This is a genomic window from Sphingomonas sp. Leaf38, assembly GCF_001421825.1.
GTDB lineage: Bacteria > Pseudomonadota > Alphaproteobacteria > Sphingomonadales > Sphingomonadaceae > Sphingomonas.
Genome location: NZ_LMLD01000010.1, coordinates 205,005 through 230,022 on the forward strand (window position 1 = coordinate 205,005; position 25,018 = coordinate 230,022).

22 protein-coding genes and 1 tRNA gene are annotated in these 25,018 nt (G+C 68.2%); 8 read left to right on the forward strand and 15 right to left on the reverse strand.

The genetic code is table 11. The features are described from left to right. From ASE88_RS06540 to ASE88_RS06565, 6 genes are all read right to left on the reverse strand, one after another. The coding region (locus ASE88_RS06540; protein WP_082466367.1) for an MATE family efflux transporter at window positions 1-1,351 on the reverse strand (1,351 nt) is incomplete at its 3' end. Between the two features lie 546 nt (window positions 1,352-1,897). Further along, window positions 1,898-4,744 (reverse strand): valine--tRNA ligase, encoded by a 2,847-nt coding sequence (locus tag ASE88_RS06545; protein ID WP_056476841.1) that lies wholly within the window; start codon window positions 4,742-4,744, stop codon window positions 1,898-1,900. Between the two features lie 39 nt (window positions 4,745-4,783). Then, the gene (locus ASE88_RS06550) at window positions 4,784-6,409 is read right to left on the reverse strand and encodes a histidine kinase famiy protein (protein WP_082466329.1); all 1,626 of its coding nucleotides are present in this window, start codon (window positions 6,407-6,409) and stop codon (window positions 4,784-4,786) included. Between the two features lie 53 nt (window positions 6,410-6,462). Then, window positions 6,463-7,059 carry a DUF2497 domain-containing protein gene (locus ASE88_RS06555; protein WP_056477160.1) on the reverse strand — a complete coding sequence of 199 codons (597 nt, stop codon included), beginning with the start codon at window positions 7,057-7,059 and terminating at the stop codon, window positions 6,463-6,465. Window positions 7,060-7,095: 36 nt separating this feature from the next. Beyond that, on the reverse strand, window positions 7,096-8,628 hold the full coding sequence (locus ASE88_RS06560) for a TolC family outer membrane protein (RefSeq protein ID WP_056476844.1): 1,533 nt from the start codon (window positions 8,626-8,628) through the stop codon (window positions 7,096-7,098). Window positions 8,629-8,633: 5 nt separating this feature from the next. Then, a complete protein-coding gene (locus ASE88_RS06565) occupies window positions 8,634-9,314 on the reverse strand; it encodes a protein-L-isoaspartate O-methyltransferase family protein (protein WP_055879348.1) in 681 nt (226 codons plus the stop codon). A gap of 408 nt (window positions 9,315-9,722) precedes the next feature. On the opposite strand from ASE88_RS06565, the gene ASE88_RS06570 reads away from it, so the two are divergent. Beyond that, window positions 9,723-9,796, forward strand: a tRNA-Cys gene (locus ASE88_RS06570). Window positions 9,797-10,975: 1,179 nt separating this feature from the next. Here the strand turns inward: ASE88_RS06570 and ASE88_RS06575 are convergent. After that, window positions 10,976-11,404 carry a (deoxy)nucleoside triphosphate pyrophosphohydrolase gene (locus ASE88_RS06575; protein WP_055879345.1) on the reverse strand — a complete coding sequence of 143 codons (429 nt, stop codon included), beginning with the start codon at window positions 11,402-11,404 and terminating at the stop codon, window positions 10,976-10,978. 32 nt (window positions 11,405-11,436) lie between these two features. Here ASE88_RS06575 and ASE88_RS06580 point away from each other — a divergent pair, with 32 nt between their 5' ends. Further along, the gene (locus ASE88_RS06580; protein ID WP_055880452.1) at window positions 11,437-11,640 is read left to right on the forward strand and encodes a Flp family type IVb pilin; all 204 of its coding nucleotides are present in this window, start codon (window positions 11,437-11,439) and stop codon (window positions 11,638-11,640) included. Window positions 11,641-11,788: 148 nt separating this feature from the next. Then, window positions 11,789-11,962, forward strand: a complete 174-nt coding sequence (locus ASE88_RS06585) for a Flp family type IVb pilin (RefSeq protein ID WP_055879343.1) — start codon at window positions 11,789-11,791, stop codon at window positions 11,960-11,962. A gap of 122 nt (window positions 11,963-12,084) precedes the next feature. Here ASE88_RS06585 and ASE88_RS06590 read toward each other — a convergent pair whose 3' ends face one another. From ASE88_RS06590 to ASE88_RS19730, 4 genes are read right to left on the reverse strand one after another with little or no spacing between them, the layout of a single operon-like run. Next, the gene (locus ASE88_RS06590) at window positions 12,085-13,032 is read right to left on the reverse strand and encodes an acetyl-CoA carboxylase carboxyltransferase subunit alpha (protein WP_056476847.1); all 948 of its coding nucleotides are present in this window, start codon (window positions 13,030-13,032) and stop codon (window positions 12,085-12,087) included. Between the two features lie 31 nt (window positions 13,033-13,063). Further along, window positions 13,064-13,963 carry a tyrosine-type recombinase/integrase gene (locus ASE88_RS06595; protein WP_414893480.1) on the reverse strand — a complete coding sequence of 300 codons (900 nt, stop codon included), beginning with the start codon at window positions 13,961-13,963 and terminating at the stop codon, window positions 13,064-13,066. Between the two features lie 19 nt (window positions 13,964-13,982). Then, complete coding sequence (locus ASE88_RS06600; protein ID WP_056476850.1) at window positions 13,983-15,836, reverse strand: hypothetical protein; 1,854 nt, start codon at window positions 15,834-15,836, stop codon at window positions 13,983-13,985. Next, a complete protein-coding gene (locus ASE88_RS19730) occupies window positions 15,820-15,954 on the reverse strand; it encodes a hypothetical protein (protein WP_267904487.1) in 135 nt (44 codons plus the stop codon). The genes ASE88_RS06600 and ASE88_RS19730 overlap by 17 nt, the downstream gene beginning before the upstream one ends. A 79-nt stretch (window positions 15,955-16,033) precedes the next feature. Here ASE88_RS19730 and ASE88_RS06605 point away from each other — a divergent pair, with 79 nt between their 5' ends. The 3 genes from ASE88_RS06605 to ASE88_RS18290 are packed head-to-tail and all read left to right on the forward strand — an operon-like array spanning window position 16,034 to window position 17,846. Next, window positions 16,034-16,609 (forward strand): shikimate kinase, encoded by a 576-nt coding sequence (locus ASE88_RS06605; RefSeq protein ID WP_082466331.1) that lies wholly within the window; start codon window positions 16,034-16,036, stop codon window positions 16,607-16,609. Further along, window positions 16,606-17,706, forward strand: coding sequence for a 3-dehydroquinate synthase (gene aroB / locus ASE88_RS06610; RefSeq protein WP_056476853.1), 1,101 nt, complete (start codon window positions 16,606-16,608; stop codon window positions 17,704-17,706). The genes ASE88_RS06605 and aroB overlap by 4 nt, the downstream gene beginning before the upstream one ends. Further along, window positions 17,706-17,846, forward strand: a complete 141-nt coding sequence (locus tag ASE88_RS18290) for a DUF2256 domain-containing protein (RefSeq protein WP_082466333.1) — start codon at window positions 17,706-17,708, stop codon at window positions 17,844-17,846. The genes aroB and ASE88_RS18290 overlap by 1 nt, the downstream gene beginning before the upstream one ends. A gap of 239 nt (window positions 17,847-18,085) precedes the next feature. On the opposite strand, the gene ASE88_RS06615 is transcribed toward ASE88_RS18290, so the two are convergent. From ASE88_RS06615 to ASE88_RS06625, 3 genes are read right to left on the reverse strand one after another with little or no spacing between them, the layout of a single operon-like run. Then, on the reverse strand, window positions 18,086-18,739 hold the full coding sequence (locus ASE88_RS06615) for a GntR family transcriptional regulator (RefSeq protein ID WP_055879331.1): 654 nt from the start codon (window positions 18,737-18,739) through the stop codon (window positions 18,086-18,088). Window positions 18,740-18,788: 49 nt separating this feature from the next. Continuing rightward, the gene (locus tag ASE88_RS06620) at window positions 18,789-19,787 is read right to left on the reverse strand and encodes a 4-hydroxyproline epimerase (RefSeq protein ID WP_056476856.1); all 999 of its coding nucleotides are present in this window, start codon (window positions 19,785-19,787) and stop codon (window positions 18,789-18,791) included. Further along, on the reverse strand, window positions 19,787-20,689 hold the full coding sequence (locus ASE88_RS06625; protein WP_056477171.1) for a dihydrodipicolinate synthase family protein: 903 nt from the start codon (window positions 20,687-20,689) through the stop codon (window positions 19,787-19,789). The genes ASE88_RS06620 and ASE88_RS06625 overlap by 1 nt, the downstream gene beginning before the upstream one ends. Window positions 20,690-20,765: 76 nt before the next feature. Between ASE88_RS06625 and ASE88_RS06630 the strand changes: the two genes are divergently transcribed. Further along, complete coding sequence (locus tag ASE88_RS06630) at window positions 20,766-22,013, forward strand: NAD(P)/FAD-dependent oxidoreductase (RefSeq protein WP_056476859.1); 1,248 nt, start codon at window positions 20,766-20,768, stop codon at window positions 22,011-22,013. After that, window positions 22,010-23,185: a M24 family metallopeptidase gene (locus ASE88_RS06635; RefSeq protein WP_056476861.1), complete on the forward strand. Its 1,176-nt coding sequence runs from the start codon at window positions 22,010-22,012 to the stop codon at window positions 23,183-23,185. Before ASE88_RS06630 ends, ASE88_RS06635 begins: the two co-directional genes overlap by 4 nt. A 618-nt stretch (window positions 23,186-23,803) precedes the next feature. Here ASE88_RS06635 and ASE88_RS06640 read toward each other — a convergent pair. Beyond that, window positions 23,804-24,931: an RcnB family protein gene (locus ASE88_RS06640; RefSeq protein WP_056476864.1), complete on the reverse strand. Its 1,128-nt coding sequence runs from the start codon at window positions 24,929-24,931 to the stop codon at window positions 23,804-23,806. Between the last annotated feature and the right edge of the window lie 87 nt (window positions 24,932-25,018).

The window sequence follows — 25,018 nt, forward strand, 5'->3', positions numbered from 1 at the left end:
TCATCGCGTGGGCGCCCTCCTCGCAGTCCTCGGGCACCACCAGCGCGCCCTTGCGCCAATTGCCGTAGCGATAATAGCCGATCGCGATCGCCAGCGTCGCCGCCGAGCCCAGCGGGAAGCTCCACCACAGCGCATCGCCGCCAAGCCACGGCTTGGCCAGCAGCGCAAAGCCGATCCGCACCGGATACAGCGCGATGATCAGCGCGATCAGCGGCGCGATCACCGCGCCGTTCGCGCGCACCGTCGAGAACAGCACCATCGTCATGCCGAACAGGATGAAGTTCCAGCTCGCGATCAGCTGGATATGCCGCGCGATCGGCAAGGCCGGGCTGTCGCCGCCGATGAACAGCGTCATCACCGGACGGTCGAACAGGATCACCACGCCGACCATCGCGCCGGTCAGCGCGATGTTGAAGAGCAGGCCGTACTTGGTGATATCGCCGACCCGGTCCCAGCGGCCCGCGCCGATATTCTGCGCCGCCATCGAGCTGACCGCCGCACCGATCGCGAGCGCCGGCATCTGGATATAGGTCCAGAGCTGCTGCGACACCGCATAGGCCGCCGCGGTATCGACGCCGAGCCGGTTGACCAGCCCGACCATCGCTAGGCCTGCGGTCGACATAACCAGCATCTGCGCGCCCATCGGCAGGCCCTTGCGCACGATCGTGCCGGTCAGCGCACGCTCGGGGATCAGGTAGCGTAGCTCAGGCCCGCGCAGCCGCAGCGGCAGGTCGCGCCGGTAGATATAGAGCACGAGCCCGAGCAGCGAGACGTGGCTGGCGATCAGCGTCGCCATCGCCGACCCGGCGATCCCCAGCTGCGGGAACGGGCCGATCCCGGCGATCAGCAACGGGTTGAACCCGCTGTCGAGAATCGCGCTGAGCAGCATGAACCAGAGCGGCGTCATCGAATCGCCGGTACCGCGCAGGCCCATCATCAGCAGCACCATCATCATGGACGCGGGCAGCCCGAGGAAGATCACGCGCAGATAGGCTAGCGCAAGCGGCATCGCGTCGCCGGGCGTCGCGAGCAGCTGCAGGATCTCGGGCGCGAACACCCAGCCGAGCGCGGCGATGACGATCGCCCCGCCGAGCACCAGCCCCACCGCCGAGCCGAACGCGCGGCGCGCGCCGTCGATGTCGTGGCGGCCGAAGCTCTGGCCGACGAGGATCGTCGCCGCCATCCCGAACCCGAACACCGCGCCGAACGTCAGGAACATGATGATGTTGGCGTTCGAGGTCGCGGCCAGCGCGCCCTCGCCGAGATAGCGCCCGACCCAGATCGCATTGATCGAGCCGTTGAGCGATTGCAGGATGTTCGAGCCGAGCGTCGGTAGGGCGAACGCGAGCAGCGTGCGGCCGATATGCCCGGTGGTGAGGTCGCGCTGGCCGGGCTTGCCGCCGGGGCGGGTTTGGGAGTTGGGGTTCGCGTGAGCGCTTGTCTCGACGTTGGATGGCAGGTCGCTCACACAGTCACTCCGTCAGGCCGGATTGTCCGGTATTCTCCGGCAGACGGGTGGACGCCCGTACAGGCTTTCCTGCCTAGCCGCGGAATGAACGCGGGAACAAGTCGGCAGGTCCCGCTCAGGCCGTAGCGCTCCATGTTTCCCCGCGAAGGCGGGGACCCAGACCGGGCTCCCGCCTTCGCGGGAGAACAAGGCGGCGGCGACTTACCCTTGCCAGTCGAGCGTCCCAACGGCCGTCGCCCCGGCGAACGCTGGGGTGAAGGCGATAGCTGCAACGTATCGCTATCGCGTCCTGCAATCCTCCCCCGCCAGGGGGAGGTGGCGCCGTAGGCGACGGAGGGGGAGGACACGCAACCAAGGGTATCGCCTACCGCCCCCTCCGTCAGGCTGGCGCCTGCCACCTCTCCCTGGCGGGGGAGGATCAGACGGCGATTACCCCAGCCTTCCCAGAGCCGCCTGCAGCCGCGCGGCTTCGGCAGCCTTGTCGGCGTGGTCGGCCTTGGCCTTCTCGACCGCTTCGGGCTTGGCGCGCTCGACGAAGCTTGCGTTGCCGAGACGGCCGGACAGCGCATCGCGCTCCTTCTCCGCCGCGGCGATCGCTTTGGTCAGGCGGGCGCGTTCGGAGTCGAGATCGATCACGCCTTCGAGCGGCAGGACGAAGGTCGCCTCGTCGACCACGACCTGCGCTGCGCCGCCGGTGGCTTCGCCCTCGGTATGCGTGACACGCGCGAGACGGGCGAGTGCCGGCGCCTGGCGTTCGAGCCGCGCCAGAGTCGCCGCGTTGGCGTCACGGACGTGCAGCGGCAGACGCGCACCCGGTGGCACGTTCAGCTCGTTGCGCGCGGTGCGGATCTCCTGAACCAGCCGGATCAGCCAGTCGACTTCCTTGCTCGCCTCGGGATCGAGCGAGCGCGCATCCGCCATCGGCCACTGCGCGACGATCAGGTCGTGCTCGCGTGGGTGGGCGGGATCGGCCATGGCGTGCCAGAGTTCCTCGGTGATGAACGGCATGAACGGGTGGAGCAGCACCAGGATCTGGTCGAGCACCCAGCCCGCGACCGCCTTCGATTCGTCGTCGATCTGGCCGCGCTCGTCGCCGACCATCTGCGGCTTGATGAGTTCGAGATACCAGTCGCAGAAGCGGCTCCACGCAAACTGGTAGATCGCGTTGGCGGCGCCGTCGAAGCGATAGTCGGCGAGCGCCAGGTCGACCGTCTGCACGGTCGCAATCGTCTCGGCGATGATCCACTTGTTGACCGCGAGCTCCGCGCGCGGCGCCTCGAGCGTGGTGCTCGCGACGATGCCGTTGGCCTGCGCGAAGCGGGCGGCGTTCCACAGCTTGGTCGCGAAGTTGCGATAGCCCTCGACCCGCTTCTCATCCATCTTGATGTCGCGGCCCTGGCTCTCCATCGCCGCCATGAAGAAGCGCAGCGCATCGGCGCCATACTGGTCGATCAGCCCGAGCGGGTTGACGACATTGCCCTTCGACTTGGACATCTTCGCACCGTCCGCCGCGCGGACGAGGCCGTGCAGGTAGAGCGTGCGGAACGGCACGTCCTTCATGAAGTGCAGCCCCTGCATCATCATCCGCGCGTTCCAGAAGAACAGGATGTCGAAGCCGGAAATCAGCACGTCGTTGGGATAACGGCCGCCGAGTTGGGATCCAGGACGCCCGCCGGATTGGGGTGCAGAATGCCCCGCAAGTTGGGACCCAGGATGCCCCCCATTTCCGTTCGTGCTGAGCGAAGTCGAAGCACCGGTCGCAAAGGCATCGCCCGTGGCCGGCCCTTCGACTTCGCTCAGGGCGAACGGGGGTTGGGTGCCATCCCAGCCAAGCGTGGCAAACGGCCACAGCGCCGACGAGAACCACGTGTCGAGCACGTCCGGATCCCGAACCAGCGTCACGCCTGAGCCCGCGAGCGCCTGCGCTTCGGCCTCCGTCTCGGCGACGTACGGCGTACCGTCCGGCCCGAACCAGGCCGGGATCTGGTGGCCCCACCACAGCTGGCGCGACACGCACCAGGGCTGGATGTTTTCCATCCAGTTGAAGAACGTCTTCTCCCACGTCTTCGGCACGATATCGATCGCGCCGACGCGCACCGCCTCGATCGCGGGCTGGGCGAGCGTCTTGGCGTCGACATACCATTGGTCGGTCAGCCACGGCTCGATCACCACGCCCGAGCGATCGCCGTACGGCGTCTGGATCGTGCGCGGCTCGGCGTCGTGTTCGGCGCCGTCCTTGTCGACATGCGGGATGAGGAAGCCCTCGGCCTTCAGCTGCGCGACGACGGCCTTGCGCGCCTCCGCGGTCGTCAGCCCGAGCAGATCGGCGGGGATCAGCCCGTCGGACACCTGCACGACGCGCGCCTTGGCATCGAGCATGTTGAGCATCGCGCCCGCGGCCATGCCGGCGCGCTTGCCGACCTCGAAATCGTTGAAGTCATGCCCCGGCGTGATCTTCACCGCGCCCGAGCCCAGTTCGGGATCGGCATGATCGTCGGCAATGATCGGGATCAGCCGGCCGGTGATCGGCAGCTTCACCTGCTTGCCGATCAGCGCGGTGTAGCGCGCGTCGGACGCGTTCACCGCCACCGCCATGTCGGCGAGCATCGTCTCGGGCCGCGTCGTTGCGACCTCGATGAAGCCCGAACCGTCGGCCAGCGGATAGCGCAGGTGCCAGAAGCTCCCCTTGATCTCGCGCGTCTCGACCTCGAGATCGCTGATCGCGGTGCCGAGGCCCGGATCCCAGTTCACGAGGCGCTTGTCGCGGTAGAGCAGCCCCTGCTTGTGCAGGTCGACGAACACTTTCAGGACGGCCTTCGAAAAGCCCTCGTCCATCGTGAAGCGCTCGTTCGCCCAGTCCATCGAACAGCCAAGCCGGCGGAGCTGCTGCGTGATCTCGCCGCCGCTCTCTTCCTTCCACGCCCAGACCTTGGCGATGAAGTCCTCGCGCGAGAGGTCGGTGCGCTTCTGCGGCGGGGACATCGCGCCCATTTGGCGCTCGACGACCATCTGCGTCGCGATCCCGGCGTGATCGGTGCCCACCACCCACAACGCGTCCTTGCCCTTCAGGCGGGCGTGGCGCGTCAGGATGTCCTGCAGCGTGTTGTCGAGCGCGTGGCCGATATGCAGGCTGCCCGTGACGTTGGGCGGCGGGTTGACGATCGTCCACGGCTCCGCGTTCGGGCGGTCGGGGCGGAACTGGCCGCTGGCCTCCCAATGCGCATACCAGCGCGATTCGATGGAGGCGGGGTCGAAGGTTTTGGGAAGCTCGCTCATGGCGGAAGCCTTAGCGAGCGTGTCCGGGCTAGGCCAGCGTCACGTCCGCGCGCCCGGCTTATCGAGCACCGCGCGGATCCGCTCGTTGAGTTCGTTGCGGCGATACGGCTTGCGGATCAGCTCGAACGACCGGCTGCCAGCGTCGATCGCCTCGTCGGCGAATCCGGTGGTCAGCAGCACCGCGGTGTGCGGATAGTCGCGCCGCACCGCCTGCGCGAGCGCAACGCCGTTCATGCCGCCGGGCATCAGTATGTCGGTAAACAACAGCCGGAAATCCGAATCACTGTGCAGCGTGTCGAGCGCGGCGCGCGCGCTGTCGACCAGCACGACTTCGTAGCCGAGATCCTCGAGGATGGTCTTGCCGAGCTCGCCCACCTCGATCTGGTCCTCGACCATCAGCACGCGTTCGGCGCCGCCCGCGCGGGGCGCGACCGGGCCCGCGGGCTTGCGCTCGACCGCGCCGCTGGCGCGGGGGAAATACAGCGCGAATTCCGCGCCGCCGCCCTCGATATTCCGGACGGCGGCGATCCCGCCCGACTGGCGCATGAAGCCATAGACCATGGCGAGGCCGAGCCCGGCGCCCTTCCCCATCTCCTTGGTCGTGTAAAAGGGTTCGAAAATCTTCTCGGCGACCGTCGGATCGATTCCGGGGCCGTCGTCGCGCACCGTGGCGACGACATATTCGCCGGGTTCGAGCTTGGCGACGCTGGCGTCCTCGGGCAGCACCGCGTTGCGCGTGGTGATCGTCACGGTGCCCGCACCGCCGGTCGCATCGCGCGCGTTGGCGATGATGTTGAGCAGCGCCATCTCGGTCTGGACGGGGTCGACGCGGCAATTCCACAGATCGGATGCGAGGTCGCGTTTCAGCGTGATCCCGGCGCCGACGCTGCGTTCGAGGATCGGCCGGAAATCGCCGATCAGCTGGTTCAGGTTCATCAGCCGATCGCGCAGTTCCTGCTTGCGCGCAAACGCGAGCAATTGCTGCGTCAGAGTCGCCGCGCGCGCCGCGGAGGTGGAGATGGCATCGACCGCGCGTCGCGCCGACCGGTCGTCGGGGCCGATCCGGGCGTCGAGGATATCGGCATAGCCCTGGATGACCTGCAACAGATTGTTGAAATCATGCGCGATCCCGCCGGTCAGCTTGCCGACCGCTTCCATGCGCTGCGCCTCGTGCAGCGCTTCTTCGGCCTCACGGCGACGGGAAATATCGAGCTGGCTGGCGAAGAAATAGCGGAGTTCGCCATCGTCGCCGAACACCGGCGACACGAACAGCGCGTTCCAGAAGGTCGAGCCGTTCTTGCGATAGTTGAGGACCTCGACCGCGACTTCCTCGCGCTTGGCGATCGCGGCGCGAACCTCGTCGATCGCGGCCTGGTCGGTTTCGGGGCCTTGCAGGAAACGGCAGTTATAGCCGAGGATCTCATCCTGCGAATAGCCCGTCATGAACGAGAATGCCTCGTTGCAGAAGATGATCGGGTTGTCGGGGCGATGCGGGTCGGTGACGACCATCGGCATCCGCGTCGTCTTCACCGCGGCGAAGAAAATATCGCTGCCCGCCTTCGCCGGAACGATGGCTTCGTTAGAGCCGCGCCATTCCCCGCCTTGTGTGGGGGCTTCCGCCGGATCCATCCCGGCCACTGGTTCCTGCGCGCACGGATCAGACATGCTAAGCGTAACCCCGGCGGAACCGTGCTGGTTCCGCGCGGGGTGCGCGGGAATTAAGGCTGCTGGTTCATAATCTTGGCGATCTCGCGCGCGACCATGTCCTCGACCATGTTTGGCAGGTTCGCATCGATCCACTCGCGCAGCATCGGCCGCAGCATTTCGCGCACGAGCCCTTCGAGCGTGCCGTCGCTGTTGGTGTCGGGCTTGACCATCATCCGGGTCAACGCCTCGAGCGGCGCGCGCGTTGCCGCGGCGGTTTCCCGCGAGACGATCGATTCGGCTATGGGCTCCGGCGCAGGTTGCGGCTGGTGCTGCGTGTGCGAGTGGGGCTGCGGCTTGGTCGCTGCCGGGCGCGGTTCGGGCGTGGCATCGACCGAGGTGAGGACCGGGGATTTCGGCGTGCGGGGCGTACGGTCGACCATCGGCATCGGATCGCTCAATTCGAGAATTTCTTCGTCGTCGATCTCGTCGTCGAGATAGGCGGCGTCACGATATACGGGCTCGTGATAGGCCGAGTCGCGATCGGCCGGCGCCGCGTTCGTCCGCGCGGGACGGCGCGACCGGCCGGGCGTATCACCCTCCTCGGCGATGATGCGTTTGATCGACGAGAGAATTTCCTCCATCGACGGCTCGCCGTTCACGTCCCCCATCCGGACCATCCCAAACCCCGTAGCCGCGCAACACCCCTATTGGCGGCTCGGCGCGTCCTTACCTGTGGTTAAGGCGGGGTTCCTGTCAACCGGCGTATCGAGCAACGGATCGCGTTGCGGCTGGACATGCGCATCCTGCGCGGGCGATTGGGCGGTCCGCGTGGCGACCGGCACCGGCTCGCCATCGCCACCGAAATCCCAGATCTTGTGGCGGACACGCCGATAATTGGCGACCGGATCGTAGAGCACGCCGCCATCGAGCCCCAGGTCGCGCGCCTCGGCCTGCCCCATCGCCGCGAGCAACGCGAAACCGGCGACATACGCATCGCGCCGCGCGGTAACGAGCGTCACCTGGCTGTTGAGCAGTTCCTGCTCGGCATTGAGGATGTCGAGGATCGTGCGCGTGCCCACGCTGTTCTCGGCGCGGACACCCTCAAGGCTCAGCTTGTTGGCATTGACCGCGGTTTCGGACGACTGGATCACCTGCTCCGACGACTGCCAGACGGCGAACGCGGAGCGCGCTTGCGAGATCACGTTGCGTTCGGTCGCGGTGACGTTCTCGATCGCGCGGCTCTGAAACGCTTCGGCCTGGCGGACCTGCGCGGCGGGGCGACCGCCCTGGAACAGCGGCAGCGTCAGGGAGAGGCCTCCCTGGACGGTCTTGTTGGCGTTGGGGAAGGTATTGACGCTGCCGTTGGTGGTCGAGGCCGACCCGAGATAGTTGGTATAGCTGGCCGAACCGGTCGCGCTGATCTGCGGCAGGCGGCTCGCGCGGGCGACCCCGACATCGTAGCGGGTCGCATCGCGCTCCTTCGCTGCGGCGATGAGGACCGGGTTGTTCTCGATCGCGACGGTCACCGCCGAGGCGGGGCTGTCGGGAAGATGCGGGAGCGTCGGGGGCGTTTCGAGCGTGCCGGCGGGCGTGCCGACATAGCGGATATAGTTTTCCCGGCTCGAGATCAGCTGCGCCTCGGCCGACTGTAGCTGCGCCCGCGCGAGCGCGAGGCGCGCCTCCGACTGGGCGACGTCGGTGCGGGTCAGATCGCCGACCTGGAACCGGTCGCGGCTCGCCTGCAGATTGACGTCGAGCACGCGGACATTCTGCGTGTTCAGGCCGACGATCGCCTCGTCGCGGATCACGTCCATATAGGCGGCGACGACGTTGGTGAACAAATCCGCCTCGGTCCCGCGCAGCGTCGCGCGGCCCGCCTCGACCCGGGTCTTGGCCGCGGCGACCGAATTGCGAACCTGGCCGCCCTGATAGAGCGGCACCGAGACGTTGGCGCGCGCCACCGCCTGGCGCGGCAGGGCGATGAAGCTGTTCGCCGCGGTCACGACGAATTCGGTATAATCGCCCGTCACGTTGGCCGAGGGCAGACCCGAGGCGCGCGCGATCGGGACATTCTCGTCAGTCGCGCGCAACGTCGCGCGCTGGCCGGTGAGGATCGGGTTGGTGGTGTACGCCTTGACCAGCGCCTCGCGCAGCGTGTCCGCACCCACTGGTGCAGCGTTATAGATCAGCGCAACACTTGTAAGCAAGCAGCGGAAACGAGCGGTGCGCGTGATCATAAGGCTCAGAACCTGAAGGGTTTGGGGATGTCGAACCCGGGGAGCGCGACACATTCGACATCGACAAAGGCCGCGAGCGCGAACCCGCCATCGGTCTTGCGTCCCGACGCCAGCCGCGTGACCCCGCGCTCGGCGATGCCCGACGCGACTCGGCCTCCCGAACGCAGCTGGGCGACAAGCATATCGGGCATCGCCTCGATCGCACCATCGACGATCAGCACGTCATAGGGGGCGCCGTTGGCATGACCCTCGTGCATCGGCGCCTCGACGAGTTCGACGTTGCCGACCCCGGCCAGCGCGGCGCGCGCGATCGCCAGGAGCGCCGGGTCGCTCTCGACCGCGACCACCGACCCGACGATCTCGCTGAGCACCGCGGCGGTGTAGCCGGTCGCGGCACCGATCAGCAACACGCGGTCGGTAGCGGTCAGATACGCTTCGGTCAGCAACCGGCCGGTCGCCATCGGCAGATTGGCGTATCGTCCGCCACCCAATGCGATCGCGGTGTCGCGATAGGCGATCGAACGGACGTTGTCGGGCAGGAACTGCTCGCGCGGCACCCGCGCCATCGCCGCAACCACCCGCTGGTCGTTGACCGCGTTGGTGCGGAGCTGGCTCGCGACCATCGCATGCCGCATGGTGTCGTAGGCCGAAGCAGCGGTCGCGGTATCGAGGCTCATCGTCGTCATAACCCATCCTGTCGCACAACTGTTTTAGCTGCGCAATACACTAGTTGTCGCGCCGACATGTATCGCGGCCCGGCGATTGCGCCAAGCGGGAGATATGCGCGCACGGGTCGAGATCGACCGAATCTGGGGTGTAGACGCCCCGCCCGCCCGTGTGACACCGAAGATGTCGCGGGCGGGACGTCGAGGGCGCATGCGGAAGACCACGGCACTACCTCTGCGGTGCTCTTTAGCAGCGAAAGCCGGCAACGTCGCTGAAAATGCCACGCATTTCGGCATCGAACCATCGCAAAGGCGTTGCCCGCCCTCACGTAAGCGTCCGAGACCGGCGAAGACGCGATATTTTATCGCCTGCCGCACGTCGCGGTTGACCGCGCTGGCAAAACCAAGCATTGGCGCCGTCCGCATCGGGGCCCGATGGCGGAGTGGTGACGTAGAGGACTGCAAATCCTCGCACCCGGGTTCGATTCCCGGTCGGGCCTCCAGCGTTGATATTCTATCGAGCCTTTCCAAGCGATTGGGCACGATCAGCCGATCGTCGATGGTCGATGGTCCACGGACGGCGCCGCGAGCGCGCCCTTTCCCACCCCGCAATCGTCCTAGCCGCATCGCCGGCCATCTGCGATCGATCGATTGTCCGCGTTCAGCACGCTCTTTCGGCCTCGCCGGTATGGTCCGGCCGGTATGATCCGAGCGCGACTTTACGGGGTGTTGCCGTGTTGAAGCGCGGCCACGTGCCGGATCATCGCCTCACCCAGCCCCCCGCGTTTCACGGCAGGGTCCGCGTGGTGTCGCGCCGATCGCGGGACGGTCGGGGCGATTATGCGCTTGCCTCCGGGTGTCAATCAAATAGGTTGGCCACCCATACGAACGGAGAAAACGGCGATGCGCAAGTTCAAGGCTCTGCCCGTGGCAGGGGTCCTCTTCCTGGCGTCCGCCGCGGCTGCGCACCAGTCTCCCCCCGCCCCTCCTGCTGCAGCCGCCGCAGATGGTCAGCGTCCGCAGACCGAGAAACCGATCTGCCGATCCGAAACGCCCACGGGATCGCGCTTTCCGAAAAGGGTCTGTCACACCAAGGCCGAGTGGAGCGCGATGACCGTCGATGGCGCCGCAGCGTTGGAAGCTAGCCGCCGTCCACGCTAGCAGGTCCGCGCTGGCACCCCGTTGTCGGTCTATCCCGGCGGGGAGGCACGATGACGGGCCCGGTTGCGCTGGATCATCGGCCGAGCAGCGGGTTCGGACAGACAGGCTCGCGCTCGGCCACACCTGACCCCCACCGTCCGGGCAATCCTGTCATGGACATTCATCGATATCCGGTCAGTCGTCCCCGTCAACCGCGGCGTACGCCACTGCGGTCTGTCGTGGATCCTATGATCGGATTCGGCGCCGTTTCGGTTAGGCTGCATGGAGCGGCGCGCGAGGGCGCGCGCGTGACCGGATGCGGCTCGCTCGAGAAAAGGGAATAACTCGCGCGAGCCGCGGTCCAACACCGACGTACGGTCTTGGGGACGTACGCTGGTAGACCCGCCTTGCGGCATCATCACAACCAGATCAAGTGTCATTTTTTGAAGGCGGAGTATGGGACGCTGCTGGCGCTGGACCGTCCCGTTTCGGAGCACCGGTCGACCCGCGACACCGACGCCGGGCAAAGCGCCCCGCGCCGGTCAGATCAACGCATCGAGCAAGCCGATCAGCGGTCGATCCGCGGGTGGCATCGGCAACGCGTGCATCTCCGCGGGACGGACCCAGCGCAACGCGGTCGCCTCGAGCGCACGCGGCACGCCGGTCCATTTCCGCGTGATGTAGAGCAGCAGCAGCAGGTGGCGATCGCCGAGCCCCGCGCTGGCGAAGGCGGCGGGCGCCAGGCACGCCTGCGGCACGACGATCGCGAGTTCCTCCTCGAGTTCGCGGATCAGCGCGGCCTCGGGCGTCTCGCCGGGTTCGACCTTGCCGCCGGGAAATTCCCACAGCCCTGCCAAGGACCTGCCCGGCGGCCGCTGCTGGAGAAGCACCCGCCCCTCCAGATCGACCAGCGCGGCTGCGACCACTGGCAAGAGCAGGTGCGCAGCCCGATCAGGTATGTCGTTGGTCATTCCTTAAGTCCCTTCAGGCTATGATGATGGTCATGAAGCCTGTCGCCTCCATGACCGCGATCGTCGGTCGAACGCTCCTGCGCGCGTTGCGTACCACACGCGGCGCGACCGCGATCGAATATGGCCTGATCCTCGCGCTGATCGTGATCGCCATGGTCGTCGGGCTGACCGCACTCGCCAACTCCACCACCGGCATGTGGGGGCGGGTCGACGCCAAGGTCTCGACCGCGCGCTGAGGCGGCACCGCGCGGCTTCGGCCGCTCTGACCAGAAAAATTAGAGCCTTAAACCTTTCTCAACTCACCGAACCTATTGGTCATGATGCTGATCCGGCCCGTCCGGTCCAGCCGGGTGACACTGAAGCAATCCAACGATGGAGACCGGAATGAAGACGATCCGCAAGTTTTTCAAGAATTCCAAGGGCGCAACCGCCATCGAGTACGGCCTGATCGCCGCGCTGATCGCCGTCGCTGCGATCGCCGCGATGCAGGGCCTGGGCAACAGCCTGAACAAGACGTTCAACAACGTCTCGACCAAGCTCAACACCTCGACCACGTAATCAACGACGCAGGCGGGCGATTCGGCGACGAATTTCCCGCCTGCACGATGTGCGACGAAAAGGGCGGCGGAACTCCGGTTCCGCCGCCCTTTTCGTGTGTTGCGACGCGGGTCGATGCGCGGTTAGAGCCGGCCCATCTTCAGGAACTTGGCCTGGCGATCCTTGCGCAGATCGGCAGGCGCGACCGCGGCGAGGTCGGCGAGCGCCGCCGCCAGCCCGTCGCCGAGCGACTCGATCGCCGTCGCTCGGTCGCGGTGCGCGCCGCCGAGCGGTTCGGCGACGATATCGTCGATTACGCCGAACGCTTTCAGGTCCTGCGCGGTGATCCGCATCGCTTCGGCAGCCTCGGGGGCCTTGTCGGCGGTGCGCCACAGGATCGAGGCACAGCCTTCGGGGCTGATCACCGAATAGATCGCGTGTTCGAACATCAGCACGCGGTTCCCCGCGGCGAGCGCGACCGCGCCGCCCGAGCCGCCCTCGCCGACGATCGCCGCGACGATCGGGACGCCCGCGTTGAGGCAGGCCTCGGTCGAGCGCGCGATCGCCTCGGCCTGGCCGCGCTCTTCGGCTTGGATGCCGGGGAACGCGCCCGACGTGTCGACCAAGGTCACGATCGGCAGGCCGAATCGGTTGGCGAGTTCGACGAGGCGGATCGCCTTGCGATAGCCCTCGGGCTTGCCCATGCCGAAATTGTGGCGGAGGCGGCTCGCGGTATCGTCGCCCTTCTCATGGCCGAGCACCATGATCTTGCGCCCGCGGAACGTCGCGAAGCCGCCGAGGATCGCCTGGTCGTCGCCGAACGCGCGGTCGCCGGCGAGCGGGACGAACTCGTCGAACAGCGCGGCGACATAGTCCTTGAAGTGCGGACGCTCGGGATGGCGCGCGACCTGCGCCTTCTGCCACGGCGTCAGCCGCGCGAAGGTATCCTTCAGCAGCTTGTCGGATTTGGCCTGGAGACGCGCGATATCCGCGGCCAGGTCGACGCTGCCCTCGGCAGCGGTGTCGCGGAGTTCGTCGATCCGGCCCTGGAGCTCGGCGATCGGTTTCTCGAAGTCGAGGAAGCTTGGCATCCGCGGCGGTTACGGTGCGGCGCCGTCCGCGTCAACGCGGCGGCATGTCCGCCAGCGGGTGACGCGTGTTGACGAGCTCGACCAGGCGGCTCGAATCGACATGCGTATAGATCTCGGTCGTGGCGATATCGGCGTGGCCGAGCATCGATTGCAGCGCGCGCAGATCGGCGCCCCCCGCGAGCAGGTGCGTCGCGAACGCATGGCGCAGGACGTGCGGGCTGACCCGGTCGGGCGGGATCCCCGCCTCGGCGGCGAGCGCCTTGACGATCTGGTACAGGCGGATGCGCGAGAGGTGGCCCTTGCCCGAGGGGAACAGCCAGAGACGGTCCCCGGCGACATGCATGCGCCAGAGCTCCACCGCGGCGCGCGCACGGTCGGAGATCGGCACCATCCGCTCGCGTCCGCCCTTGCCGCGCAGGATCAGGAACGGGCGATCGGGGTGGACCGCGTTGCGCGGCAGGCTGACGAGCTCGGTCGCGCGCAGCCCCGAGCCGTAGAGGAGTTCGAACAGCGCGGAGAGCCGCAGGTCGCTGGGGTCGAGCGGATCGCGCGCGGCACGCTCGGCGATCGCGGCGAACAACCGGTCGATATCGGCGTGGCTCAGCACCTTGGGGAGCGCGCGGGCGGGGCCCGGCCTTGGCAGCGCCTTGCCGGGGTCGTCGGCGCGGTGGCCCTCTTCGGCGAGGAACGCGAAGAAGCGGCGGAGCGAGGCGGACTTTCGGCCGACGGTCGCGCGCGAGAGCGCGGACCATCCGCCCGACACGGTTGCGAGCGCGGCGGCGTCCGCATCGACCAAACCGCCCTCGAGCGCCTGCGAAGCGAGCATCAGGTCGCTGCGATAGGCGGCGAGCGTGTTCGCCGCCGCCCCCGCCTCCGCCGCCATCATCTCCAGGAACCGGTCGATCAGCGCACGGTCGGTAGCGTGGGTCACGATCGAGCGGCGGCGTAGGTCACGCCCGTGCGATCGCCTCGGCGGCGATCATCCGTGCCTCGCCGTCGAGCCCGACGGCGCGCAGTGCGCCGACGATCCGGTACAGCGCCTCGGGCGGGATGTCCTTCCACCCGGCCGCCTGCATGCCAATCGCCGCAAGGACCACGACCGTACCCGACTGACCGGAGCGCGCGGCACGATCGAGCGCGCGCGTCCACGCATTGTCGGCACCGATCCGTACGCCCAGCGACTGCGCGGCGCGCTCGATATCGCCCGTATTGAGCCGCCCCATCCCGGCAAGCCCCGCAAACAGCATGCGCTGCTTGAGCGCCGAATCGCCTTCGCCGCCCGAATAGGAGGCAAGGTCGGCATAGCTGAGCCGGCGATACGCGTCTGGATCGCTCAGCATGATCATCGCCCAGGCGTCGCCGCCCGCGGGGACGCTGCCGAGCCAGCTCGCGGCGGTGCGGTCGAGCCCGGCGGACAGCATCGACGCGACCAGATGATCCGCCTCGGCCTTGGCCAGCGCCGGGTTCATCCGTGCCGCCGCGCGTGCGGTCAAGACCAGCCGCGCATAGGCCGGCCGCGCCTTCGCACCGCCCCAGAGCGCGCGCAGGGCCGTCAGCCGCGTCTCGGGATTGCGATCGGCATAGGCGGTTCGCAGATCATCCGCCGCCGCCGACGCGACGCCCTGCGTATCGTCGTCGGTCGCGGCGGCGGCATAGAGATCGACTAGTGCGGCGCTGGAGAGCACCCCCTGCCCCGCCGCCGATTCGGCGGGCGCGAGCCGGGCCGCCAGCGGCACCGACGGGGACAGCGCCTGCCAGTAGCGCACCTGCGGCCCTGCGCTGGCATAGAGCGCGTCGGGCACCGCGACGCCGGTCGCCATCGCCAGCCCGAACCGCCACGCGGTCAGCTGGTCGACGCCGTCCCATTCGATCGTGACCGCCTGACGGCCTTGCGCGCCGGCCCCTACGACTTTCTGCGCGAGCAGCATGTCGACACCGCTCGCGACGTTGCGGCGCTTGGCGGTCGCGATCAGCGGGGTCGCCTGCGCTGGGTTGCCCGAGAGGCCCGCGCACATCGCCTGCGCCATCGTCCAGCCGCGTGCCGGGCCAAGACGCATCGCGCCGGGGACCAGCGGGCAGAAGCCCGCGGGATCGCCCGTCGCCAGCGCCGTGTTCATCGCGACCTGATACAGCTTGGGCGTGTAGTTGTCGGTGTCGACGCTCTGCGTGACCGCGCGCGCGGCGACCGATTCGCCCATCCGCAGCAACAGCCAGGCGCGCTCCGCCGCGAAGTCCGCACCGTTGATGCGCGCAGGCGTATCGACGCGCGAAACCAGCGCGCGGCGCAGCAGGATCGACATCCAGCGCGACGGCAGCGGCGCGGTCAGCCGGCGCATCAGCGTCTCGACATAGCGACCGTCGGCATCACCGAACGCGTCGGTCTCCAGCCCACCCTCACGCGCGGCCACCGGCCCGACTGTCGTCAGCGAGCGCCGCGCCGATTCGGGCATCTCGTACTGCGCGAGCACCGCAGGGTCGACCGGCGCGGGCGTCGTGGCGGGCACGACCGGGGCGATGCCGGTCGGCGTCGTCGGTGGCAGCGGCTGGATCATCGCGCCGGACGACGACGCGGCGGGCGCCGGCTGGGATGCGGTCGGCTGCGGCGCGGTCGGCTGCGGCGTGCCGGACGGCCGCGCGGACGTGCCCGCAGGCGGCGCGGGCCGCGGCGCGGGCGTCGGGGTCGGATCGCCAAACCCCGGCGGCAGGATCGATTCGGGGCGATCCTGTCCGATCGCCGGTGCCAGCGCGACGAGTGCCCCGGCGGCAACCGCCGCCGCCAGTGTCGCCTTAAGAGAGGTTCGCAAGCGTCACGGCCTTCTCGACGCGGCTCTGCGGACGCTCGGTCGCGCGGCCGGCCAGCAGGAACAGGCCGCCGACCACGACCACAAGAACGACGACGACCGAGACGATGAAACGGGACATGCGACGTAACCTTGTAGTGGACAAACAGGCGCCAAGAGCTTTTGCCCTTGCGCGGTGCCGCTGTATAGCGCGGCTCACGATGTTGCAAAGCCACAACCCTTCAGGTGGGCCTCCAGGCGGCCCCGCCGGCGGTCGCCGCGCTGTCCCAATCGATCGCCCGATCGTGCTCGTCGGGCTGATGGGCGTCGGCAAGACCACCGTCGGCCGCCGCCTCGCGCTGCGCATGAACCTGCCGTTCGTCGATGCCGATCACGAGATCGAGGCGGCATCGGGCATGACCGTCGCCGAGATCTTCGCCAAATACGGCGAAGAGTATTTCCGCGACGGCGAACGCCGCGTGATCGCGCGGCTGATCGACGGCACGCCCAAGATCATCGCGACGGGTGGCGGGGCGTTCATCAACGACGACACGCGCGCGCTGATCCTGCGCGACGCGACATCGGTGTGGTTGAGCGCGCATCCCGATATTCTCGTCGAGCGTGTCGGGCGGCGCGATACCCGCCCGCTGTTGCGTAACCGCGATCCGGGCAAGGTCCTCGCCGAACTGGCGCGCGTCCGCAACCCGATCTACGCGCAGGCGCACATCCATATCGTCAGCAACAAGACGCCGCACGAAGCGACCGTCGCTGCAATCCTGAGAGCGTTAGGCCGATGAAGACCATTACCGTCGAACTGGGCGCCCGGACCTACCCGATCCATATCGAGGCAGGACTGCTTGGCCGCGCCGGCGAATATCTGGCGCCGCTGGCAAAGGGCCGGCGCGTTGCGATCGTTACCGATTCGAACCTGGCGACGCATCTGGCGACGCTCCAGGCTTCGCTGGCTGCGGCGGGGCTCGAGTCCGAGGCGATCGTGCTCGCGCCCGGCGAGGGCAGCAAGAGCTGGGCGACGCTCGAGATGCTGTGCGACCGGCTGCTCGAACTCGGGATCGAGCGTGGCGATCATGTCGTCGCGCTGGGCGGCGGCGTGATCGGCGATCTCGTCGGGTTCGCCTGCGCGATCCTCAAGCGCGGGTGCCAGTTCGTGCAGATCCCGACGAGCCTGCTCGCGCAGGTGGACAGCTCGGTCGGCGGCAAGACGGCGATCAACACGCGCGCGGGCAAGAACCTGATCGGCGCGTTCCGTCAGCCGGCGATGGTGCTGATCGACCCGAAGGTGCTCGAGACGCTGCCGATCCGCGAGTTGCGCGCGGGCTATGCCGAGGTCGTGAAATACGGGCTGATCGACGATCTCGCCTTCTTCGAATGGTGCGAGGCCAATGGCGCGGCGTTGCTCGCGGGCGATTTGGGTTTGCGCGAATATGCGATCGCGCACAGCGTGTCGGCCAAGGCGCGGATCGTCGCGGCGGACGAGCACGAGACCAATGGGACGCGGGCCCTGCTCAACCTCGGCCACACGTTCGGCCATGCGCTCGAGGCGGAGACCGGGTTCTCGCAGGCGCTGATTCATGGTGAGGGCGTGGCGGCGGGCTGTTCGCTGGCGTTCGGTTTTTCGGCGGCGCAGGGTCTGTGTTCGGAAGCAGACGCGCAGCGCGTTGCGGCACATTGGCGCGATGCGGGGCTGCCCGATGGGCTGGCAGCCGCGGGGGTCGGCGCGAGCGGGGCGCGGCTCGTCGATCATATGCGGCACGACAAGAAGATGGCGGCGGGGACGCTGCCGTTCCTGCTCGCGCGCGGGATCGGCGGGACCTATCTCGACAAGACCGTCGACCTCACCGATGTCGCGGCGTTCCTCGACGCGCAGGCCCGCTGATGCCCAACGGTGTCGCCAAGCAGAACCTGCCGACCAAGGTATGTCCGGCGTGCGAGCGCCCGTTTGCGTGGCGCAAGAAATGGGCGCGCGACTGGGACAGCGTGATCTATTGCTCGGACGCGTGCCGCAAGAAACGGTGACGCGCACGGATCGCGCGACGCGGACCACCGGGTTGCCGACGTCGCTCTAGCGCCGGCCATAGCCGCAGCAGAGCGCCAGCCCGGCGGGGTTCCAGACCATGGAGCGGCCGCGCGCATCGACCAGGGCGGCGCGATCAGCTGCGTCCAAGTCAGCGTCGTGGTGCGGCTGGGGTCGCGGCCATGCACAGACGATCCGGACGGTTTACGCGGCCCGGCCATGCCCCTCCCCGATGGTGATCCTAATCTCGGCCCGTATCGAACTGCATGCGCAGATCGGTCAGCGTCGATTGAATATGGCTGGTGAGCAGCGTCAGCATGCGATCGTCGTCGCGCGCGAGCCACGCGTCGAGCAGCTGGCGATGCTCCAGATGCGCGCGACTCTCGCGCCCCGCCGGCCGTAGATGCGCGACGACGTAGCGCTCGGCGAGGATCGCCAGCCGCTCGACCATCTGCGTCGTCAGCAGGCGCCGGCCGGGCCGGACCAGCGCGGTGTGGAACACGCGGTTGCGGATCGCGACCTCGGCGAGGCGCTCGCTCGCGGCGTTGTCGAGTTCCTCGAAGGCGAGGATCGCGGTCGCGCGATCCTCGTCGTTGGCGACGGTCGCGGCGTAGGCGGCGGCCTGCGGCTCGATCGCCAGCCGCAATGCAAAGATGTCGTCGGCCTCGTCCGCGGACATCGGCTGGACCGAATAGCCGCGGTTCGCGTGGCTGGTCAGCAGGCCCTCCTGCTCGAGTCGCGCCAAAGCCTCGCGCAGTGGGATCTTGCTGACGCCGAGTTCGGTCGCCAGCGCGTCCTGGCGGATCGCGGCATGTCCCACGAGCTTGCCCGTGACGATCTGTTCGCGGACGATCTCGAACACCTGCTCGGACAGGGTGCGGACGACGATGCTCATGGCGGGACGGCTCCGAAAACGGGAATATCGGTCCAGCATAGCCGAAATGTCATGAAACTTGGAAACCGTTCCAGAAACGATCGTCGCGATCGATCCAGATGGTGTTGAACCCGGTCGCGATCGCCGATCCCTCGATCGACGGGATGATCGCGGGCGTATCGCCCAGCGCGGTTTCAGCCTCGACGCGGCCGATGAACCGGCTGCCGATATAGCTTTCATGGACGAACCGGTCGCCGACCGACAAGCGGCCCTGGTCGACCAGATGCGCGAGCCGCGCCGACGTGCCGGTGCCGCACGGGCTACGGTCGATCGCCTTGTCGCCGTAGAAGACTGCGTTGCGGCCGTCGGCACCGTCACTTTGCGCGACATCGGCCCACAGCACGTGGCTGACGCCGCGGATCGTCGGGTCGAGCGGGTGGACAGGCTCGAACTGCGCCCGCACCGCCTCGCGAACACGGCCGCTGAGCGCAATGATCTCGGCCGCACCGAGGTCGTCGAGCCCGGTGTACCGCCCCTGCGGCTCGACGATCGCGTAATAATTACCGCCATAGGCGACGTCGATGCTCAGCGGCCCGATCCCCTCGACGTCCACGCGGATATCGCGCGCGGCGACATAGGCGGGGACGTTGGTGATGCGGACCGCCGTCACCTTCGCGCCCTCGGTCTCATAGGCGACGTCGATCACGCCCGCGGGCACCTCGATCCGCAACCGACCGGGAACGGCGGGCTGGATCAGCCCGTGCTCGAGCCCGAACGTCACCATCCCGATCGTGCCGTGGCCGCACATCGGCAGGCATCCGCTCGTCTCGATGAACAGGATGCCGATATCGGTATCGTCACGCGCCGGCGGGTAGAGGAACCCGCCCGACATCATGTCGTGCCCGCGCGGTTCGAAGCAGAGCCCAGTGCGGATCCAGTCGAACCGGTTCAGGAAATCCTGCCGCCGCTCCGACATCGACGCGCCTTTGAGCAACGGCGCCCCGCCCGCGACGAGGCGGACCGGATTGCCGGCGGTGTGGCCGTCGATGCAGAAGAAGGTGTGGCGCATCAGTTCGAGAGGGTCGGGCGCGTCGCAGCAGCCTGCTCGACCATCTCGATCACCTCGGCACGGCGTGCGCCGATCAGCGGATAGCGCGGCGGCAGGACGCGTTCGGACCCGCGACCCATGACCTGCTCGGCCAGCTTGATCGACTGGACCAGGTCATGCTCGGCATCGAGGTGGAGCAGCGGCATGAACCAGCGATAAATCTCCATCGCCTTGGCATGATCACCGCGCGCGAACGCATTGACCAGCTCGACCGACTCGCGCGGGAATGCGTTGGTAAGTCCCGAGACCCAGCCTTGCGCGCCCAGATACAGCCCCTCGAGCGCGACGTCGTCGAGCCCGGCGAACAGCACGTACCGGTCGCCGAACGCGGTCTTCACGTCGGTGAAACGCCGCGTGTCGGGCGCCGATTCCTTGACCGCGACGATGTTCGCGACGTCGACCAGTGCCGCCAGCACGTCGTTGTCGATCAGCGTGCGATAGGCGGGCGGATTGTTGTAGAGCATGACCGGCAGGCCGACCTGCTCCGCGACCCCCTTGAAATGCGCCACCAGCTCGTGCGGCTTGGGCACATAGACCATCGGCGGCAACAGCATCAGACCGTCCGCGCCAGCCTTCTCCGCCGCCTGCGCATAGCGCACCGCGCGGCGCGTATCATATTCGGAGACGCCGGTGATGACGGGGACGCGCCCCGCGACCGCCTCGACGATCGCGGTCAGCACCGAGACCTTTTCATCATAGTCGAACGAGTTATTCTCGCCGACCGTGCCGAGCGCGATCACCCCGGTCACGCCGTCGCGGATCAGGTCGTCGACGACGCGCTGCGTGTCGGCGAGATCAACGCGCATGTCCTCGCGGATCTGCGTCGTCACGGCCGGAAACACGCCCCTCCATTCGACAGACATTCGGTATCGACCTTCCATCGTTTCGCTATATATATCGTATACGAAATCGTCGGCGTGGAGCAATGGGAGAAACGGATTGCAAACGATCGGTCCGGAAATTGCCATAGTGGGCGGCGGCGTGGTCGGACTGTGCTGCACCATCGCGCTGCTCGATCGCGGGTATAGCGTAAGTGTGTTCGAACGCGGCACCGATTACAATGCCGCATCCTGGGGCAATGCCGGACACATCGCGGTCGAGCAGGTAGAGCCGCTCGCTTCCCCGGCCGCAATATGCTCGGTGCCCAAGCGGCTGTTCGGCGCGGGGGGGGCGCTGGCGCTGCCGCCGTCAATGGCGGCGTACTGGCTGCCGTTCGCCGCGCGGATGGTCGCTGCCTCGACACCGGCAAAATTCGCCGCGGGGACGGCCGCGCTGACGCCGCTGCTCGCCGGCGCGATGCCCGCGTGGCGCGATCTGGTCGGCATGCTCGGCACCCCCGATCTGCTCCGCGAGACCGGCCATATCGTCGTCTGGGACACGCCCGTCAGCGCGCGCGCCGGCCGCGACCGCTGGGCGCGCACCGCGATCGGGACGGCGCGGATCGCGGACGCCGGCCCCGACCTGCTGCACCGGCTCGGTTTCCTCGCCGATCCGGTCGGCGGCGCGATCCGCTTCATCGGCAGCGGCCAGATTGCCGATCTCCGCACGCTCGCCATGGCACTCGAAGCCGCGGTCGCGGCACGCGGCGGCCGGATCGTCCGCGAGGCGGCGCGATTGACGCAAGACGCCGGTCGGATCGCCGTTGTCGGACACGCCTTCGATCGGGTATTGGTGACCGCAGGCGTCCGGTCGCGCGCGCTGCTCGAACCGCTCGGCTACCGCGTCCCGATGATCGCCGAGCGCGGCTATCACATCCGCGCCCGCGCCGATGGCTGGCCTGCCGACCTGCCGCCGGTCGTGTTCGAGGATCGCTCGATGATCGTCACGCGCTATGCCGGGTGCGTGCAGGCGGCGAGTTTCGTCGAATTCGGCGATCCCGACGGCGCGCCCGATCCGCGCAAATGGGACCGGCTGGAGCATCACGTCCGATCGCTCGGCCTGCCGATCGAAGGACCGTTCGACCGCTGGATGGGAGCAAGGCCGACGCTGCCCGACTATCTCCCCGCGATCGGCCGGTCGACGCGCCACGCCAACCTCGCTTATGCGTTCGGGCATCACCATCTCGGGCTCACGCTTGCGCCGGTGACCGCGATGCTCGTCGCGGCGATGCTGGCGGGGGATACCCCGGCGGTGCCGCTCGCGCCGTTCGACCTCGACCGCTTCGCTAGAAAAGGACCTCGTGCATGACCATCGGCGGATCCTCGATAGCGGGCGAACTCGCGACGATCGTCCCCTGGGCGACGCCTGCGCCGCGGATCGCAGTGGCCGAGCGCACCGCGCGGCTGGACAAGGCGCGCGCGCTGACCGAGGCGGCGGGTGCCGACGCGCTGCTGATCGGCGCCGGCGCGAGCCTGCGCTATTTCGCGGGCATCCCGTGGGGCGCGACTGAGCGCCTCGTCGCGCTGCTGCTGCCCGTGAAGGGCCAGCCGATCCTGATCTGCCCGCGCTTCGAACAGGGGTCGCTCGAGGCCGCGGTCGAGATCGCGGCCGATCTGCGGCTCTGGGAAGAGGATGAGAGCCCCTACGCGCTGGTGGCCGACGCGGTCGCGGGCCGACTGCTGCTCGACCCGCAGCTCCCCTACGGCATGGCAAGCGCGCTGGCCGCCACCCGGCTCGACGTCGCCGACGGTGCGGCGGTGATCGACGCCTGCCGGATGATCAAGAGCCCCGCCGAGCTCGCCTTGCTGCGCCAGGCCAAGGCGATGACGCTCGACGTCCAGCGCCGCGCCGCGCGCATCCTCCACCCCGGCATCGCCGCCAGCGCCGTGATCCGCTTCATCGACGACGCGCACCGCGCAATCGGGTCGTCGGGGTCGTATTTCTGCGCGGTCCAGTTCGGCCAAGCGACCGCGTTCCCGCACGGCCTGCCCGGCGACCCGCGGCTCGAGGAGGACCAGCTCGTGCTGATCGACACCGGCTGCCAGGTGGAGGGCTATCTTTCGGACATCACGCGGACCTATGCGTTCGGCGAGGTCGGCGACGAGGCGCGCGCGATCTGGGATATCGAACACGAGGCGCAGGCCGCGGCGTTCGATGCAGTACGGCCCGGCGTCCCCTGCGAAGCGATCGACGCCGCCGCCCGCGTCGTGCTCGAAAAGGCCGGGCTCGGGCCCGATTACCGCCTCCCGGGACTCCCGCATCGCACGGGCCACGGCATCGGCCTGTCTATCCACGAACCCGCCTATCTGGTCCGCGGCGACCGCACGCCACTGGCGCCCGGCATGTGCTTCTCGAACGAGCCGATGATCGTCGTGCCCGACCGCTTCGGCATCCGGCTCGAAGATCATTTCCACGTCACCGATACCGGCGCGGCCTGGTTCACCGAACCGCAACCTGCGATCAACCGCCCGTTCGGTTGATCCCCAAAATCCTCCCCCGTGAGGGGAAGGTGGCACGCGCTTGCCGGACGGGGGGGCGGTAAGCGAACCGCAGGGCGCGTGTTCGCCCCCTCCGTCACCTTCTGCCCCCCTGGCGCCGGCGGATCGCTGGCGGCCCCGTCACGGCTCGTCGGAATGGGCCTCCCGCCTGCTGCGATCGGCGCGTCGGTGCGCGCCTCGATCACCGGGACGGAAACCGTTTTCATCGCCAGCATCGCGTCGTGAGACGCGCGGACGGTGAACTTCGGCGCGACCGGGGCCTGCGCCTGCGATCGGGTCCAGCCGTTGCCATTTATGCCGGTATCGACCACCCGCCGCGCCGCGCGTCTCGCAACGGAGCGCCCAACCCTCGCCATCGACAGACGGAGACCTATCGCGTCGGAACACGCGGCGAGCGGCATCTGGACCGCGCGGCCCGGCGCGCTCTCGTGCAGCTTCGGCGCGCCCCGTCACCAGAATGGCCGCGACGGCAGGGCGTAGGTGTCGACCAGAGCGATGCCGGGACCGCCGCCGCCAGATCGAGACGCAAATTCCGCACGCCCATCGAACCGTGCACTGGAGTTAGGTCTCGCGGGCCGGCTCAAGGGCGAGCAGCGGCGATCACCGGCAATTGCAGCGCGGGCGCGCGCGGACGCGCTTGTGCCAGGCTTTCCGCGGTGCGTACGAAACGGTATCGTAATAGTCCGTCGTGGTCGTTGTCGTCACCATCGGCGCGGACTGGACCACCACCGTGGACGCGCCCGTTGCATAGACGCTGCCGTTCGTCGTGGTCACCGTCGTCAGTCCGTCCGGCGAAACCCATGTTCCACCCCGTCCGGCCGCCGCGTAGCGTGGTTGCGGATAACCTGCGCCATACGACACCGGCGGCGCCGGGTCGGTCGCATAGGCCGGGGCATAGACCGGTGGGGGGGGCGCATAGCGCGCGCCATATTCGCGGCGGGGTGGTGGCACCTCGCGGCTGCGGTCTTCGCCCTTATCGATCGCATAGCCGGCCGCCGCACCGACTCCCGCCCCGATCAGCGTACCGCCCAGCCGATTGCCGCGCCCCGCGATCAGGTTGCCCGCGACACCGCCTGCAACCGCGCCGAGCGCTGCGCCGCCAAGACCCGTATCGCGGCGCGGTGTGCGATCCTGATAGGGCGCGGTGTACCGGCGATCGACCGGGTCGGTATAGATCGGGTCGGCATAGGCTGGGTCGGCATAGACTGTTTCAGTCTGGGCGTAGTCCTGCGGCACGGCGGCGGTGTACCCCCCGGAATCATAGCGATCCCAATCGGTGCCGCTTACCGTGTCGTAAACCGAACCTCGCGGGTCGATGAGCACCGCATCGTCATAATAGCGCGTCCAGTAATATCCCTGTGGCGGCCGTGGCAGACCATAAGTCGACCAATCATTGACGTAGAAGCGCGGGGCATTCCAATAGCCTGGCACCGTCCAACCTCGGTCCGGACGGCGATAGGCGGCCCAACCGCCGGGGGCGTTCGCGCCGCCCCACCAGCGCCCACCGATCTTGCTGCCCCAGCGTGGAGCCCGATGCCCGACGACCTGTGACGACGACTGCACGACGGGAGGACGCGCTGCGATCGGACCGGGGCGGTGCGGCGTGGCCATCGGCGCCTGCATCACGACACCAGGAACGCCGTAGCTCGCGCCGGGGCGGTGCTGCGCCTCCGCCGTGCCGCCACTGGCGATGGCAAGCCCTGCGCTTGCGATCAAAAGGCTCCGCATGTCCGTCTCCCAGGTTCTGCCACCCTATCCCGCGCAAACGCCGGATGTCTTAACGGGTTGCTTACCAAAACCGGGAGCGACTCGCCA